This window comes from Bradyrhizobium sp. CB2312, assembly GCF_029714425.1.
Classification (GTDB): Bacteria; Pseudomonadota; Alphaproteobacteria; order Rhizobiales; family Xanthobacteraceae; genus Bradyrhizobium.
Genome location: NZ_CP121668.1, coordinates 7,664,814 through 7,680,769 on the forward strand (window position 1 = coordinate 7,664,814; position 15,956 = coordinate 7,680,769).

Sequence of the window (15,956 nt, forward strand, 5' to 3'; positions counted from 1 at the left end):
GTCCGCTCACCGCTCCGGTCGGTCAGCCGCCGTTTGGCTTACACGTGAAGATCATTGTCGTGACCGGAGCGCTACGTCACCGAAGAGGCTCGACCTTGGCGGCCATGTCGGGCGCGCGACTCACCCGATAGCTCGCGTTGCTGCATCTGAGCACCCAGACACCATGATCGGGCCGTGAACGTCTGGCATCCTTGGTCGCGCCGAGCGCCTTGTCGCAGACAAATCCCTGAGAGCGGATTTGCGTCGCGAGCATGCCTTGCACTGTCTCTCCGGCAGCCTGCCCTACCGCTCCGCCGGGAGCCAAGCCGGCGATCAGCACAAGGACCGAAAGGCACGATAAAGGACGAGGTTTCATGGGCTTCTCCCACCGCGACATCGAGTGAATTTTGCCGGAGGGAAGCCGGCAGGCTTCCCTCCGCTAGCGCGCGCCTATTGCCCGACGCATTCCTGGATGAACTTGATGCGGTCGACCACACCGAGATCCTTGCCGCCGAATTTCTGCAGAGGTGGCGGAAGCTGGTTGCCGGGAATGGTGATGGTCGCGGCAGGTGAGCCGGGTGGCGGCTCAGCTTGTCCGGCCTGTTGTGCGAATGCCGGCGCCGACAATGCAATGGACAGCGAAAATGCGACGAGATGGAAGGATCGGATGCTGCTCATTGCAATTCCTCCCTTCAAATGAAACTCCATCATTCTCCGGCAAGCAGAAAAGGGGCTTGATATGGATCAACAGAACAAAATGGCGGATCGCAAACGGAGATATGTCTCCGCGCGGCGGAACCTCGCCACATGAGAACAACGAGGTGTCACCTTTAAAATCCCGGATCACGTGTCAGCCCCGCCGGTATGATAGCTGTTGCTCGTCTGCTACCTCTGATTGCCGAGTATTCCCGTTCATAGGGATGGCGATAGTCTGCCAGGTCGCCCGGGGTTATATGATCAGCCCCGTATCAGGCGCTCCCATTGAGCGAAGCTCGTGGTTCGGGAGGGGTCATCATGCGAATGACGGCGCGAGGCGCGCTGGCAGCATTTTCTGCGCCCGTCGATATTGATCTAAATCAACCTCTTTCACGCGATGCCGTGGCCCTCTTCCCAGGACGTGATTTGATTGCAGGAGAATTCATATGTTCTCAAATGCATCGTACGTCCTCATTCTTGCTGTTGCCGCTCTCGCAATGACGGACACCGCACCTGCGGGAACGGCAGCTCCCGGTCATGTTTCACCGCAGAAACCGATCGGCACGACCAGACCCAAGGTGCCAGCCCTCGATGCCCCTTGGACCGCACGCGGGTTTGTGTTGCGACAGGATCTGTTCGATCGCGCCGCTCCCAACAATCTCAGGTCGGACTGGCCGGCCCCTCCGGCGCAGCCGGGACAGTTTTAGAGATGGAGAGCTAGATCTAAGCGGTCCTTTGCTCGCTTGGATTGCTGGCAAGCCATTCGTTGCTGCCATCTCCGATCGCGTCCACGAACTGAAGGTCGAAACGCTGACTATTCAATCGGCGACATGCTGATCCAGTTCGACAACGGCACAATCTGGCAACGCGACATCTCTCCGTTCCCGCCTCCGCTGGGGCGACGACGATAAAGATCGACCCGCACCGCTAACCCCGCGCCTTGCTCCAGTCCGGCACGACCGTCCCCGACACGCCTTCGAACGCACCTTCAACCAGCTCGTACACCAGGACGCGGGCGGCATCGACCGGGCCCGGCATGATGACGCGGCCCTTGGGGACCTGCTTGAAGCCGACGCGGCTGTAATAGGCCTCGTCGCCGACCAGCAGCACGATGGCGTGGCCCTTCTCCCTCGCATCCTTCAGGGCACGCTCCATCAACTGACGGCCGATGCCGCGGTCGCGGAACGGAGGCTCGACGGTGAGCGGCCCAAGCATCAGCGCGTTGGTCTCGCCGATCAGGATCGGCAATTGCCTGACCGAGCCGACCAGCAGCGTGCCAATGCGCGCAGTGAAGGAGACGTCGAGCAGATGGTCGACATGCTCGCGGATGCGGTAGGCGCTGAGCACGAAGCGGCCGGGGCCGAAGGTGCGCTCGTGCAGACGCTCGATCGCCTGGGCATCGCCAGCGGCTTCGGGAAGGATGGTGAGCGAGAGATCGGTCATGTCAACCCGGGCAGATAGCACCTGAAAGCGTCAAGGTCCAATAGAGTTGCAGCGGGCTCACGCGCCGGTCGCCGGCACGAGCCGGCCCTGCCCGGCATGCTTTGGCGATTGCATCAATCCTGCAAAGCACACGCTCCACATCGAGAGCAAAGTGACCGGAACCACGTAGTAGGGCGTGAAGATTGGATGGCTCAAGAAGAAGGCGAGGTTGATCAGAAGATTGCCGACGACAAGGAGCGCGACGTGGCGCGCTCCGGCCTCACCTACTCGCAGCAGCCATGCAGTCGATCCGACCCCGAGCAGGATCAACCCGAATTGCAGGTCATGCAGATACTGACTCATGATCTCGAGGTTGAATTCCGGGGCGAGAGCGTCATCGGACCCGTAAGTCGTCGTAAACGGGCTACCGGCATTGATCGCGTTGGCAATCAAGGTAGGCGTCAGGCCGACGACATAAGCGGCGCTGAAAGCCACCCCGCGCAGGAATGTCGGGCCGGTCCGCAAGCGGAGAAACGTGAAGCCCAGGTAAAGGACGTAACCCGCGACCAGGAACAGGTTTGGTAACCTGAAATTCACCGATAGACCAAGCAGGAGACCGACCAGGGCGACCAGCAAGATTTCATGCTTGTCCCTGGTCAGCCACAGCGCAGTCAGATAGCCCGAAGCGGCGCAGATCGCCATCGTCGGAGCCAAGGAATAGCTGGCCTTGGTCGGATTGATCATCATGTAGATCGCGAGAGCGCCAAACACGCCCGCCCCCAGCACTTCCGACGGGGACCGCGCCATGAAAATGCCGAGCAGGGCAAAACCGCACACGATCAGGCCAGCAGCGACATAGAGTGGGACCACTTGATGTCCCTCTTGAAATAGCGAGAGCAGGAATCCGGTGCCGGGCGGATATTGCAGCACATATTTGCCGCTCTTCGCCGGCGGATGACACGGCGCAAGCCGGCCCTCGGGGAAGCCGATCTCTATCAGTTTCCGCGCGAGGAAGCGATCCTCATCGCGCGCTAAGTCCGTGTCAAACCCACCGATACCGTGTAGCTGAAACAGATGCGCCTGGCGCAGATAGCAGATGTCGTCGTAGACGCCGCGGGCTTCGGTCCAATGCGACATCGTGCTGACATTGCTGACGAGGATTGCCAGGCAGACCAGTCCGAGGACGAGTTTGAGTATTTTCATTGCGTTCCGTCGAATCCGCCGAGCGCGACGTTGGCTGAGGAGTGCTTGATTGACATAAGGCCGGCCAGAAAGCCGGTGAAAATGAGCTGCGCGCCGACCGTTATCGCCGTCGTGGAGAGGGCCACCATCCCTAGCAGACCAGACACATCGAGCGATCCAAAATGGACTTCGCCCCACCTCACCACCGCCGTGACCAGGCCGGCTATTCCGGCCAAAAAGATGGCCGCGCCCCCGAAAACCAAGCGTTCAAGCGTAAACGCCTCGATGATGCGGCCATAGCGTGGAGACGGAGGAAGAAGGTTCAAATCCTCCGCGAAGCCACGCGCAATCGTCGCAAAGCAAACGCCCTGAATACCCACGATCAGACAGGTGCACGCGACGAGCATGGTCCGGATCTCGAAGCTGATTCCGGCAATTCGAATCGGGCCCAAGAAGAGCAGGCCGCTCAGCACAGTCCCTGCCGCAACAAGCGACGCACCCGGGTAGAAGAACAGCCATCTCGGCGAATACAGCAACAGAAACCTGAGGTGACGCCAGCCATCGCGCCACGTCCTCAGGTGTGGAGGACGAGATCGGCCATCCTTCGACAGCGTGGTCGGCACTTCCGATATTTTCAGTCCGACGAGCGTGGCACGAACAACCATCTCGCTCGCAAACTCCATTCCGGTGGTGCGCAGGTCCAGTTTCGCAATTGAACCCCTGGAAAAGCCCCGGATGCCACAATGAAAATCACGCAGAGGCGTGCGGAAGAACAGACGGCCCAACCAGCTCAAGACGGGGTTTCCGAGATAGCGATGCAGGAAGGGCATAGCGCCGGCTTCGATGCCACCGCGAAACCTGTTTCCCATCACCAGATCGTCACCGGCCCGCAGGCGTTTTAGGAATGCATCGAGGCGTTCGAAATTGTAACTGTCGTCAGCGTCTCCCATCACGATGTAGCGGCCACGGGCTGCCGCGATACCAGCGCGGAGTGCTGCGCCGTAGCCACGCATGGGGACGTCGATCACACGAGCGCCGCCGGCCTCAGCGATATGCTGCGAATTATCCGTGCTGCCATTATCCGCAATCAAAACCTCGCCCGCGATCTGGGCCCGACCAAGAAACGTCTGCGCCTTGGCAATGCAGACTGCCAGCGTTTCCGCCTCCTTGAGGCAAGGCATCAAAATTGTCAGTTCGAGCTCAGGCATGGTCACCGACGGAATGCCCCCGACTTGCCTTACGCTTTTCGAAGCAGGTTCGGCCATATCCATCAATTCAACCAATTTCGCTCGCGTGAATGCAGAAAGACAGACCGTTACTGCGCAACCGCGCGGTTGCGCAAGCCATTCAGACTTCCCAGCCGCCGGCCGAGGTTAATTCCGGGAATTTCGATCAGCCTGTAGCACGCCAGTGCAGGCACGGCTGCCGCGAGAACAGTCAGCACTGACAAGGTCGTCGCCGCTATCCAGGGGTTCAGGCCCCCAAACCATCCTGCGCCCAGAGCTATCATGGGCCCGACCGTGAGCATATGCAGCAAATAGAAGCTATAGGATATCCGACCGTAGAAACGCACCAGTGGCCAATCGAGCGGTTTCATCATGGGTTGATGCGGCCATTGCGAAATCGCCAACACGAGCAAAGCTCCGCCGATGCAGTCCATCAAGATCATCAAACCGGCGTCTTGCTTGAGAATGCCCGCCAGAAGGAACAGCGCTATGCCGAGGACGGGAATCCAAACCGACATCCTCAGAGAAACGGAGCGGGCGATCTTCGGTCCCTCGAAATGAACGAGAATGCCTGCAAGAAAGGCATAAAGCGGCGCCAAATTCGCGCCAATGAGATCGCGATATTGGCCCACGAACGACAGGCCAAACAGAACGGCGGCAACGGCGAGAAGAGGCGTCCTGCCGTGTTTCCTGTATGCTCGGACAGACATGAAGATCAGTGGAGTCGCGGCAATCTCAACCGTCAGTGACCACATCACGCCATTGATGCCGCTCTTGATGAGAAGCATGTTGAGCAAGACGTTGAGTGGCGCAAAGGAAGCCTCAAAGCCAACATAGAATCCAAAACGTTCATGAAGGAACGTGAGCAGACCGACGACCGCTATGGACGCCGGCAAGAGACGAAAGGCTCTGTTCCTCGCGAATGAAACGAAGGTAGTGGAATCGGCCCTGTCCAGGCTTCGGGCGAGAACAAATCCGCTGATGACGAAGAAAACGACGACGCAGCCAAGACCGTTGGCGAAGGCGAAATAGAGTCGCGAAGACCCCGAGGCCGGGTATTGCAGGTACATGCCGCCGCAATGGTAGACGGCGACCAGAACGGCAGCCACACCGCGAAGAGATTCAAGTCTCGGGATGAAGTTGCTTTGCCCCATGCGGCATTCTTCCTAGCACACCAGGCCCGCGAGAAAAGGAGGTTCCTTCCGCCTCATCGCGGCTTTGCGTTGAAATCTCACCGCCACGTCGTGATCGGCGGCCTGCCGTCCAGCACTTCGGCAAGCCGCAGCCGCGTGCCGGGCGTGGTCCCCTCGGGCAGTGCCGAGATCGCGAAGAAACCGCATTCGGCGATCTCGCGATTGGGCTCGGGCAGACGCTCCTGCCTGAACTGCCTGACGACATACACCGCGACATGGTCGCGGCGTGAGATGTGGCTGTTGAGGAAGATGCCGTGCAGCACGGCCTCTCCGGTGAGGTCGATGTCCCCCTCCTCCTTGAGTTCGCGCCGCATCGCCTGCTCCATGGTCTCGCCGTAGTCGACGCCGCCGCCGGGTAGATACCAGCCGCTGACATAGCTGTGCCTGACCAGGAACACCCTGTTCTCGGCGTCCAGCACCACGGCGCGGACGCCGAGAGTCATGCCACGGACGAACAGGAAATAGGTGTGGAAGACGTGCCGCAGCAGCGGCTCGAATTTCCGTCGCATCCGGTCGAGAGGTTCTCCCATCAGGCTTCCTTGATGCTCCGCTTCAGGATTTGCTTGTCAGGCTTTGCTTGTCACAGGCATGGCTTGCGCGCTGCCCGCGACCTTGCCATTACAGCGGACGAATAGCGAGGCAATCGCGCGCCATGGCCCCCTTCACGCTCGCCCATCTGTCCGACCCGCATCTGCCGCCATTGCCGAAGCCGCGGCTGGTCGAACTCGCGGGCAAGCGCGTGCTCGGTTACGTCAACTGGACGCGCAACCGCCACAAATACCAGCGCCGCGAGGTGCTCGACGCCATCGTCGCCGACATGCAGGCGCAGGCCCCCGACCATATCGCGGTGACGGGAGATCTCGTCAACCTCGCGCTGGAAGCGGAGTTCGCGCCGGCGCGCGCCTGGCTCGACGGTGTCGGGCCGCCCGACCGCGTCACCACGATTCCCGGCAATCACGACGCCTATGTCCGCGCCACCTTTCATCGCTTCGGCGAGACCTTTGCGCCCTATCTTGCGGGCGACGACGGCCGCATCGGCTTTCCGAGCGTGCGCCGGCGCGGACCACTCGCGCTGATCAGCCTGTCGACGGCGGTGCCGACTTTGCCGTTGATGGCGACCGGCACGCTTGGCCGCGATCAGCTCGCCGCGCTCGCAGCGGTGCTCGAACAACTCGCGGCCGAGGACATCTTTCGCGTGCTCCTGGTGCATCATCCCCTGAAGTCGGTCGCACGCCAGAAGCGGATGACCGATTCCGCCGAGCTGCTCGCGCTCGTGAGGCGCCACGGCGTCGAGCTGATCCTGCACGGGCACGACCACATTCATTCGACGATGTGGTTCGAGGGGCCCAACGGCAACATTCCCGCGCTCGGCGTGCCCTCGGCCTCCGCGCTCGCGCACGGGCGCTATCCGGCGGCGGCGTATAATCTCTTCACGATCGAGAAGGACAATGCCGGCTGGCGCTGCGAGCAGACGGTGCGGGGCCTCGGGGCTGGGTTTCAGATCCAGCAGGTCAAGCATGCAAGGTTGATCTAGCACTCCGTCATTCCGGGGCATGCGAAGCATGAGCCCGGAATCCATCGGGCGGCAGCGCATGCGGATCAATGGGCTCGCGCTACGCGCGCCCCGGAATGACGGCGGAGGAAAATTCACCAGCTCCGCAGGGCCGCCACTACGGCGAGGCCGAACAGCGCGGCTGCGCCGAGGATGAAGCCGAGCACGAACGGCCAGACGCGCGAGCGGCGCCGCGGCTTCTCCGCGGCCTCGGGCACCGGCTCGGGCGGGACCACCATCGCGCGCTCGCGCTCGATCATGCGGCGGGCGACGTAGTCGGTCACGGCGTCCACGATGACAGCCGTGTCGTGCGATTCGGCGAGCACGATGCGGCCGAAGCGGGTGTCCTGGACGAAGCGGTACTGCCGCTTGTCGCGCCCCATCATGATGTGCGCGACCACGTCGATCCAGAGCCTCGGCGTCTCGCCCTGGCTGATGCCGCGGTCGAACAGGTCGATCTGGTCAGGCACCTGCGCGAACAGCGGGTCGAGCGCGTCGTTGAGGATCTCCAGCCGCGCCACTTCGGCGTCGCGGAGGTCGACGACGACCCCGGTCCGGTCGGCGGCCTCGATCCGTGCGCGCAGCAGCGCATCGCGCAGCCGCACCGGGCGCGGCTGGCTGGGATGGGTCACGCTGGTCTCGGGCTCTGACATTGTCGGCCTCGTCCTGGATTGCTGACGTTAACCTATCAGTAACCAAACCGTCCGCAAAGGGTCCACAATTCCAGATACTTACGGTGCCCACAGGCACCTCGCCTGTGCCAAAAACAGACGATCCCACCCAGGCAGAGCCTGGATGGGACCATCCGTCCTTGGACGTCTTCTTAATTCAGCTCGGCGGCCGGGCCCCTAAAGCGCGATGAGATCAGGATGAATCGTCATCGCGTTTTAGCTTGTTGTTTGCGCATGATCTTTTCGGAAAACCGCTACGCACTTTTCCGGATCATGCTTTAGGCCGAAACGCGCGAGGGCTCTTCCACGATCGAGAAGCGGACGCCGGCCTTGTGGCGGCTCTCTTCCGAGACCTCGCGCCAGCAGTCCTCGGCTTCCTTGCGGGTCTTGAAGGGGCCTTTGACCTGGGCCGAACCTTCCACCAGCTTGTGGAAGTTCATCGAGCCGAACTCGCCGCCGATCACCCAGAAATTGCTGCCTGTGGTCATTGTCAGTCTCCTCTCGAAGCGCGTGGTGCGTTAGCCGAACTGGTTCATCGTGTTGTGAGCGCCGCCCGCCTTGAGGGCAGCTTCACCCGCGAAGTATTCCTTGTGGTCGTCGCCGATGTCGGAGCCGGCCATGTTCTGGTGCTTCACGCAGGCGATGCCCTGACGGATCTCGGCGCGCTGGACGTTCTTGACGTAGCCCAGCATGCCCTGCTCGCCGAAATACTCGCGGGCGAGGTTGTCGGTCGAGAGCGCGGCCGTGTGGTAGGTCGGCAGCGTGATCAGGTGGTGGAAGATGCCGGCGCGCTTGGCCGAATCCGCCTGGAAGGTGCGGATGCGCTCGTCGGCTTCCTTCGCCAGCGGCGTGTCGTCGTACTCCGCCTTCATCAGCTCGGCACGATTGTACTTGCTGACGTCCTGGCCCGCTTCCTTCATCGCGTCGTAGACCTGCCAACGGAAGTTGAGGGTCCAGTTGAACGACGGCGAGTTGTTGTAGGCGAGCTTGGCGTTCGGCACGACCTTGCGGATGCGGTCGACCATGCTGGCGATCTGCTCGATATGCGGCTTCTCGGTCTCGATCCAGAGCAGGTCGGCGCCGTTCTGGAGCGAAGTGATGCAATCGAGCACGCAGCGGTCGGCACCGGTGCCGGGCCGGAACTGGTAGAGGTTGGAGGGCAGCCGCTTCGGACGCATCATCTTGCCGTTGCGGTTGATGATGACGTCGCCGTTGCGGGCGTTCTCAGCGGTGATTTCCTCGCAATCGAGGAAGCTGTTGTACTGGTCGCCGATGTCACCGGGCTTATGGCTGACGGCGATCTGCTGCGTCAGGCCGGCGCCGAGCGAGTCGGTGCGGGTCACGACGATGCCGTCTTCGACGCCGAGTTCGAGGAAGGCGTGGCGGCAGGCGCGGATCTTGGCGAGGAAGACGTCATGCGGCACGGTGACCTTGCCGTCCTGGTGGCCGCACTGCTTCTCGTCGGAAACCTGGTTCTCGATCTGGAGCGCGCAGGCGCCCGCCTCGATCATCTTCTTGGCGAGCAGATAGGTCGCCTCAGCGTTGCCAAAGCCGGCATCGATGTCGGCGATGACGGGCACGACGTGGGTCTGGAAGTTGTCGATCTTCTCGATCAGCTCCTTCTCGCGGGTCTTGTCGCCTTCCTTGCGCGCCTTGTCGAGCAGGCGGAAGATGTCGTTGAGCTCGCGCGAATCCGCCTGACGCAGGAAGGTGTAGAGCTCCTCGATCAGCGCCGGCACCGAGGTCTTCTCGTGCATCGACTGGTCGGGCAGCGGGCCGAACTCGGAGCGCAGCGCCGCGATCATCCAGCCGGAGAGGTACAGATAGGTGCGATCGGTCTTGCCGCCGAAATGCTTCTTGACCGAGATCAGCTTCTGCTGGGCGATGAAGCCGTGCCAGCAGCCCAGCGACTGGGTGTACTTGGTCGGATCCTTGTCATAGGCCGCCATGTCGGCGCGCATCAGCGCCGCGGTGTAGCGGGCGACGTCGAGGCCGGTCTTGAAGCGGTTCTGCAGGCGCATGCGCGCGACGGCCTCGGCCGTCACCCCGTTCCAGGTCGGCTTGGTCTGAAGCAGCGCCTGGGCTGCCTCGATCTCGCTCTGATAGGACGCCGGACGCTCAAGGGCGCTAATGCCGCGGGGCTGGTAATTCATGTGCCTGATCCTTCTCGATGATGACGGAGCCTTCGGCTTCGCCATCGACATTTTTGACAGTGCATTGCGAAATGCGTGTCATGAGCTAAACGCCAGAAAGAGAAGTTCGTATAGAGGCCTTGTATTTGAATGGTGATGTCATGTAACATCGGAACATGTAATAGATGTTATTTTGTAAATTTTGTAAATATAGGTCAGCAAGACTGTCGTTCACGCACGGAGATCTGAGAAATGCCCGCCGAATCCGGGAAGAAACTGTTCGTCGGGCCACGTTTTCGGAGGATCCGGCAGCAATTGGGGCTGTCGCAGACCCAGATCGCCGAGGGGCTCGGGATCTCGCCGAGCTACGTCAACCTGATCGAGCGCAACCAGCGCCCGGTGACGGCGCAGATCCTGCTGCGGCTGGCCGAGACCTATGACCTCGATTTGCGCGACCTCGCCACCGCCGACGAGGACCGCTTCTTCGCCGAGCTCAACGAGATCTTCTCCGATCCGTTGTTCCGCCAGATCGACGTGCCCAAGCAGGAGCTGCGCGACCTCGCCGAGCTCTGCCCCGGCGTCACCCATGCGCTGCAGCGGCTCTATGCCGCCTACACCGAGGCGCGCCAGGGCGAGACGCTGGCGGCCGCGCAGATGGCCGACCGCGACGTCGGCACGCGCTTCGAGGCCAATCCGGTCGAGCGCGTGCGCGAGCTGATCGAGGCCAACCGCAATTATTTTCCGGAGCTGGAGCAGGCCGCGGAGACCCTGCGCGACGAATTGAACGTGCCGGCCGAAGGACTCTATGCCGCGCTCACCGCGCGCCTGCGTGAAAAGCACTCGATCCAGACCCGCATCATGCCTGTCGACGTGATGCGCGAGACGCTGCGCCGTTTCGACCGCCATCGCCGTCAGCTGCTCATCTCCGAGCTGGTCGACCCGCCCGGCCGTGCGTTCCAGCTCGCCTTCCAGCTCGGGCTTGGCGAATGCGCGCAAGCCCTCGAGACCATCATCGGCCGTGCCGGCCCGCTCGACGACGCGCCGCGACGGCTGTTCCGCATCACCCTCGGCAATTACTTTGCAGCCGCTGTCATGATGCCCTACCCGGCCTTCCTCGCTGCGGCCGAAGCGCTCAACTACGACATCCACGTGCTGGCGCAGCGGTTCAATTCCGGTTTCGAGCAGGTCTGCCATCGCCTCACCACGCTGCAGCGGCCGAACGCGCGCGGCATTCCGTTCTTCCTGTTGCGCGTCGACAATGCCGGCAACGTCTCCAAGCGTTTTTCGTCGGGCACGTTCCCGTTCTCGAAGTTCGGGGGCACCTGTCCGTTGTGGAACGTGCACTCGACCTTCGACACGCCGGATCGTCTGCTCAAGCAGGTGATCGAGCTTCCCGACGGCACGCGCTATTTCTCGATCGCGCAGATGGTGCGACGGCCGGTGGCGCCGCATCCGCTGCCGCAGCCGCGCTTTGCCATCGGCCTCGGCTGCGAGATCCGCCACGCCGCGCGCCTCACTTACGCCGCCGGCCTGGACCTCGAGAAGACCGAGGGCACACCGATCGGCGTCAATTGCCGCCTCTGCGAGCGCGAGAACTGCGCCCAGCGCGCCGAGCCGCCGATCACGCGCACGCTGATCCTGGACGAGACGACGAGACGAGTGTCGAGTTTCGCGTTCTCGAATGCGCGGGAGTTGTGAGGGCAGGAATCGCGCGGGCACTGCTTCGCGTTTGGCGGAAGGCATCCGCTACACCCACCGCTGTCATCGCCCGCGAAGGCGGGCGATCCAGTACGCCGCAGCGGCTGTGATTGAACCGAGACGCCGCGGAGTACTGGATGCCCCGCCTTCGCGGGGCATGACAGTGGAAAATGAGGCGTGACTGACCCGCCTCACGCCAGCGTATGCACGATCACCGGCCCGGCGGCGGCACTCGCATGACCCGCCAGCAGCGGAGCCAGATCCTTCTCGATCCAGGCGATGGCGCGCTTGTTCGCTTCCTCGGCCTGCTCGAACTTGTCGAAGATCGAGATCGCGGTGACCGTGTCGTCGCCGGCATAGACGACGTAATAGGCACGGAAACCGTCGACGTCGCTGATGATCGGAACGGCGCCGTCCTTGATGCGGCGCGCCAGCTCTTCCGCGCTCCCGCTTTTCGCCTTGGCCTGACGGATGGCGGCATACATGGCATCCTCCCTTCCGGCTGTCTGAATCTTGGTGCTGTTCAACCTACACCCGATAGCCGATTCCGTCATCCTGAGGATGACGGCGATGGGCTAGCGCTCGCGGCGTTGGCCTTGGTTAACCCGGCCCTAACCCATCCCCGCGATCTGCAACCAGCGGTTAAGCACGCCTCAACATCGGTGCCTTAGTGTTGCCCCACTCACTTTTCGCAAACAACGGTGGCCTATCCTGCCGGGCGAAGTGACATCAGGGGGTTCATCATGCGCATTGCGTTGCTGCTGACCGCAACCATTGTCGGCGCGCTTTTCACCAATCCGTCCCATGCCGGCTCGCTCGATGCCGCTGGCGCAGCTGCGCCGCTGCCGCCGGGCTTCCAGAGCTATCGCGGCTACATGTTCGACCTCACCGAGAATTCCGAGCGCAAGGATGTCGACAAGCTCACCGAGAATGTGAAGCAGCAGATCGACGTCGTCGAAGCATCCGGCCTGTCGCCGCGCGTGTTGCGCTTCTTCCGCACCGTCCCGATCGTCGCGAGCGAGCTCGCTTGCCTCGACGAAGGCGCCGCGACCGCCTGCTACGGCCGCGTCACCCCGGACATCCAGCGCAGCGCACCGCGCACGCTGACGGTGTGGGACCATGACAAGCAGCGGTGGACCAATCCCAATGCCGTCGACCTCGCGGTCGATTCGGGCCTCGGCGTCATAATGCTTCGGCCGGACTTGATGCGCTACGAGAAGGAGGCCGTGCTGCTGCACGAGCTGCTGCACGCCTATCACGCCCGGCTGCTGCCGGACGGCTACGCCAACAAGGGCGTGATCCTCTATTATGCGCTGGCCAAGACCAAGGACCTCCTGCCCAAGGAATCCTATGCGATGAAGAATCCCATGGAGTTCTTCGCCGTGACCGGCAGCATCTTCCTGGCGGGAAAAAGCGAATTCCACGACCCGAAGTCGCGCGAGGCGCTCAAGGAGAAGATGCCGGACTATTACAAATATCTGGTCGGCGTGTTCGGCTTCGACCCCGATCCGGCAGCCTCGAGCGGCCCGGTCGCCTCGCTGAAATAAGGCGCCTGCCCAAGACAGCCCAAAAGCCGCGCCAACAGCGCGGCTTTTTGTTTTGCTAACCGGAAGCTGCGGATGACGCCCGGGTAGGAATTGCCAAGGTGGGGCCTGATCTGCATAGTCCCGCCCGCATCGATACCTGTTTTTCAAGAGGATAGAACAACATGGCGGACGCCGACCTGGATGTCGTGATCCGGCAACTGGCCAGACAGCTGCATACGGGCCTGATGACCCGCGCCAAGGAGCGGCGGGATCGCTACAACGGCCTCGCGGCCAAGGCCAAGGGCAAGGAGACCGGCGAGCGCTTCAAGATGATGGCCAAGGCCACCATGGAGCAGGCCACCGCCGCCGCCAGGCGCCTGCAGATGTCCGCCGACAACGTCGCCGACAGCTACGCAAGGTCGATGCGCCTCGCCGCCAGCACACCGGTTGCGGTGAAGGCGGAGAAGCCGAAGGAAGACAAGCCGGCGAAGAAGGCCAAGGCAAAAAAGGCGAAAGCCAAGAAGGCGAAGTAGGCGCGCTTTCTTCCTTCTCCCCTTGCGGGAGAAGGTGGCGCGAAGCGCCGGATGAGGGGTTCTTTCCGCTCGCAAGACTGTTCGTGAGGATGGAGACCCCTCACCCGGCTTCGCTTGCAGCGAAGCCACCCTCTCCCACAAGGGGAGAGGGTGCAGCGGCGAATGCCGCTTTAGGTAACTCCTACCTTCTTGGCGCCGACACCTGGGCCGGCTCGGCGCTCGCGAGCTCGGCGAGCTTGGCGCGCGCGGCCTCGCGGGTGCGGGCGTCCTTGCCAGCGGGCAGCGCCACCGCGGCCTCGAAATCGGCGCGGGCGTCGTCGGCCTGGCCGCGGGCGAGGAAGGCAAGGCCCCGGTCGAGGCGGGCCTGCGCATCCGACGGGTCGAGGCGGATCGCCGTGTTGTAGCTCAGGATAGCGCGGTCGAGATCGCCGGTCGCAGCGAGCGCCAGGGCGCGCTGGTGATAGGGCGCGGCGAGCTTGGGATCATGCGCGATCGCCTCGTCATAATCGTCAATGGCGAGCGCGAGGTCGCCGTTCTGCCGGCGCGCCAGCGCGCGGTCGCGATAGAGCGCGGCGCGGTTGGGATTGAGGTGGATCGCCTCGTCGAAATCGGCAATCGCCCGGCGGAAGTCGCCATGGCGCAGCGCAATCCGACCGCGCCCCTCATAGGCAAAGGCGATCAGCGAGCCGCGCAGCGGTGAGAAGCCGATCACGGCCGAGCAGATGTCGGAATCGTCCTCGTCGCCGCAATTGACGACCATGTGCGTGGACAGCCCGATGAGCACGCAAAGGACGATCAGCAATGGTACGGCAGTTCTGGTCATCTTCGACCGTGACCGGCGGCAGGCCGGCCACGCATCCCCTTTCGAAGGAAATCTCTCGCCTGCGTGTTAACACCGGACGGGGCCATCCTGTGTGCGCCAGGTCACAAAGCCAGGCGCAATTCCCGACCGGTTCCATCAGCCCCAGGGGCCACGAGAAGGGCCACGAGAAGGCCCGCGCGAGGACGATTGGCCCCAGGGTCCCTGCGGCGGATAATTCTCGTTGGCGCCGACCGAGGGCGCCGCATGTGCGCCGAGCTGAGCCGCAAGCCGCTGGAGCGCCGCGATGCGGTTCTGCGTCGAGGGATGAGTGGCGAACAGATTGTCCACGCCGTGGCCCGACAGCGGATTGATGATGAACATGTGCGCGGTCGCGGGATTGCGCTCGGCCTCGAAATTCGGGACCTGATGCGCCGCCCCCTCGATCTTCACCAGCGCCGAGGCTAGCCACATCGGCTGCCCGGCGATGCGCGCGCCGAGATCGTCGGCGGCGTATTCGCGCGTGCGGCTGATCGCCATCTGCACCAGCATCGCGCCGAGCGGCGCCAGGATCATCATCAGGATCGAGCCGACGATGCCGGGGCCGCTGTTGTTGTCGCGGTGGCCGCCGAAGAACATGCCGAACTGCGCCAGCATGGAGATCGCGCCGGCGATGGTGGCAGTGATCGTCATCAGCAACGTGTCGTGGTTCTTGATATGCGCAAGCTCGTGCGCGATCACGCCGGCGAGCTCCTCGCGGCTGAGCTGGTTCATCAGTCCGACGGTGACGGCGACGGCGGCATTTTCCGGATTGCGGCCGGTCGCGAACGCATTGGGCTGCGGCTGATCCATCACGAACACACGCGGCATCGGCAATCCGGCGCGGCCGGCAAGCTCGGCGACGAGGCCGACCAGTTCCGGCGCGCTGGTGCGGTCGACCTGATGGGCCCCGTACATCGAGAGCACCATGCGGTCGGAGTTCCAGTAGGTGAAGAGATTGGTCGCAGCCGCGATGACGAGCGCAATCATGGCGCCCGAAGCACCGCCGATCAGATAGCCCACGCCCACGAACAGGGCGGTGAGGCCTGCGAGCAGCATTGCGGTACGAAGATAGTTCATGGCCGTCTCCCAAACCGGCCGCGGGCGGGCCTTCGGCCGGCATCTTCGAAGTATGAATGCGGTCGGCCACCGCAAGGTTCGTGCGTCGCCGGGCCGCAGATTCATGGATGCGCGGTCAGCCTTTCCTGCCTCGCTAAAGCTTGACCGGGATTCGCGCAAAAACGCGCCCGGGAGCTTAGCGACCTGGAAAGTGCAGCGTGGGCTTAATGCACGGTAACCGGGCACGCT

Annotated in this window: 17 protein-coding genes; 4 read left to right on the forward strand and 13 right to left on the reverse strand. The window is 62.9% G+C overall.

The features are described from left to right. Nucleotides 1-76: 76 nt before the first annotated feature. The 7 genes from QA642_RS37210 to QA642_RS37240 form a co-directional block, all read right to left on the reverse strand. On the reverse strand, nucleotides 77-355 hold the full coding sequence (locus QA642_RS37210; protein ID WP_283081342.1) for a hypothetical protein: 279 nt from the start codon (nucleotides 353-355) through the stop codon (nucleotides 77-79). 74 nt (nucleotides 356-429) lie between these two features. After that, nucleotides 430-657: a hypothetical protein gene (locus QA642_RS37215; protein WP_283081343.1), complete on the reverse strand. Its 228-nt coding sequence runs from the start codon at nucleotides 655-657 to the stop codon at nucleotides 430-432. Nucleotides 658-1,602: 945 nt separating this feature from the next. After that, the gene (locus QA642_RS37220; protein ID WP_283081344.1) at nucleotides 1,603-2,118 is read right to left on the reverse strand and encodes an N-acetyltransferase; all 516 of its coding nucleotides are present in this window, start codon (nucleotides 2,116-2,118) and stop codon (nucleotides 1,603-1,605) included. Between the two features lie 57 nt (nucleotides 2,119-2,175). Then, nucleotides 2,176-3,300, reverse strand: coding sequence for a hypothetical protein (locus QA642_RS37225; RefSeq protein WP_283081345.1), 1,125 nt, complete (start codon nucleotides 3,298-3,300; stop codon nucleotides 2,176-2,178). Continuing rightward, the gene (locus QA642_RS37230) at nucleotides 3,297-4,562 is read right to left on the reverse strand and encodes a glycosyltransferase family 2 protein (RefSeq protein ID WP_283081346.1); all 1,266 of its coding nucleotides are present in this window, start codon (nucleotides 4,560-4,562) and stop codon (nucleotides 3,297-3,299) included. Before QA642_RS37230 ends, QA642_RS37225 begins: the two co-directional genes overlap by 4 nt. Before the next feature lie 32 nt (nucleotides 4,563-4,594). Then, nucleotides 4,595-5,659, reverse strand: a complete 1,065-nt coding sequence (locus QA642_RS37235) for an acyltransferase (RefSeq protein WP_283081347.1) — start codon at nucleotides 5,657-5,659, stop codon at nucleotides 4,595-4,597. 77 nt (nucleotides 5,660-5,736) lie between these two features. Further along, a complete protein-coding gene (locus QA642_RS37240) occupies nucleotides 5,737-6,228 on the reverse strand; it encodes an NUDIX domain-containing protein (protein ID WP_283081348.1) in 492 nt (163 codons plus the stop codon). A 122-nt stretch (nucleotides 6,229-6,350) separates the two neighbouring features. Between QA642_RS37240 and QA642_RS37245 the strand changes: the two genes are divergently transcribed. After that, complete coding sequence (locus QA642_RS37245) at nucleotides 6,351-7,232, forward strand: metallophosphoesterase (protein WP_283081349.1); 882 nt, start codon at nucleotides 6,351-6,353, stop codon at nucleotides 7,230-7,232. A 113-nt stretch (nucleotides 7,233-7,345) separates the two neighbouring features. Here the strand turns inward: QA642_RS37245 and QA642_RS37250 are convergent, their stop codons facing one another. The 3 genes from QA642_RS37250 to QA642_RS37260 form a co-directional block, all read right to left on the reverse strand. Further along, nucleotides 7,346-7,903, reverse strand: coding sequence for a hypothetical protein (locus tag QA642_RS37250; RefSeq protein WP_283081350.1), 558 nt, complete (start codon nucleotides 7,901-7,903; stop codon nucleotides 7,346-7,348). Nucleotides 7,904-8,199: 296 nt separating this feature from the next. Beyond that, nucleotides 8,200-8,409 carry a hypothetical protein gene (locus tag QA642_RS37255; protein WP_018648868.1) on the reverse strand — a complete coding sequence of 70 codons (210 nt, stop codon included), beginning with the start codon at nucleotides 8,407-8,409 and terminating at the stop codon, nucleotides 8,200-8,202. Nucleotides 8,410-8,439: 30 nt separating this feature from the next. After that, the gene (locus QA642_RS37260; RefSeq protein ID WP_027564329.1) at nucleotides 8,440-10,074 is read right to left on the reverse strand and encodes an isocitrate lyase; all 1,635 of its coding nucleotides are present in this window, start codon (nucleotides 10,072-10,074) and stop codon (nucleotides 8,440-8,442) included. A 231-nt stretch (nucleotides 10,075-10,305) separates the two neighbouring features. Between QA642_RS37260 and QA642_RS37265 the strand changes: the two genes are divergently transcribed. Next, nucleotides 10,306-11,751: a short-chain fatty acyl-CoA regulator family protein gene (locus tag QA642_RS37265; RefSeq protein ID WP_283081351.1), complete on the forward strand. Its 1,446-nt coding sequence runs from the start codon at nucleotides 10,306-10,308 to the stop codon at nucleotides 11,749-11,751. A 191-nt stretch (nucleotides 11,752-11,942) separates the two neighbouring features. Here the strand turns inward: QA642_RS37265 and QA642_RS37270 are convergent, their stop codons facing one another. Next, nucleotides 11,943-12,236 carry an antibiotic biosynthesis monooxygenase gene (locus tag QA642_RS37270; protein WP_283081352.1) on the reverse strand — a complete coding sequence of 98 codons (294 nt, stop codon included), beginning with the start codon at nucleotides 12,234-12,236 and terminating at the stop codon, nucleotides 11,943-11,945. Between the two features lie 258 nt (nucleotides 12,237-12,494). On the opposite strand from QA642_RS37270, the gene QA642_RS37275 reads away from it, so the two are divergent. Together QA642_RS37275 and QA642_RS37280 are read left to right on the forward strand one after the other, a co-directional pair. Further along, nucleotides 12,495-13,298: a hypothetical protein gene (locus tag QA642_RS37275; RefSeq protein ID WP_283081353.1), complete on the forward strand. Its 804-nt coding sequence runs from the start codon at nucleotides 12,495-12,497 to the stop codon at nucleotides 13,296-13,298. Nucleotides 13,299-13,459: 161 nt separating this feature from the next. Further along, a complete protein-coding gene (locus QA642_RS37280; protein ID WP_283081354.1) occupies nucleotides 13,460-13,810 on the forward strand; it encodes a hypothetical protein in 351 nt (116 codons plus the stop codon). Between the two features lie 181 nt (nucleotides 13,811-13,991). On the opposite strand, the gene QA642_RS37285 is transcribed toward QA642_RS37280, so the two are convergent. Next, nucleotides 13,992-14,633, reverse strand: a complete 642-nt coding sequence (locus QA642_RS37285) for a tetratricopeptide repeat protein (RefSeq protein WP_283081355.1) — start codon at nucleotides 14,631-14,633, stop codon at nucleotides 13,992-13,994. 135 nt (nucleotides 14,634-14,768) lie between these two features. Next, nucleotides 14,769-15,728: a zinc metalloprotease HtpX gene (gene htpX / locus QA642_RS37290; protein ID WP_283081356.1), complete on the reverse strand. Its 960-nt coding sequence runs from the start codon at nucleotides 15,726-15,728 to the stop codon at nucleotides 14,769-14,771. Nucleotides 15,729-15,956: the final 228 nt, after the last annotated feature.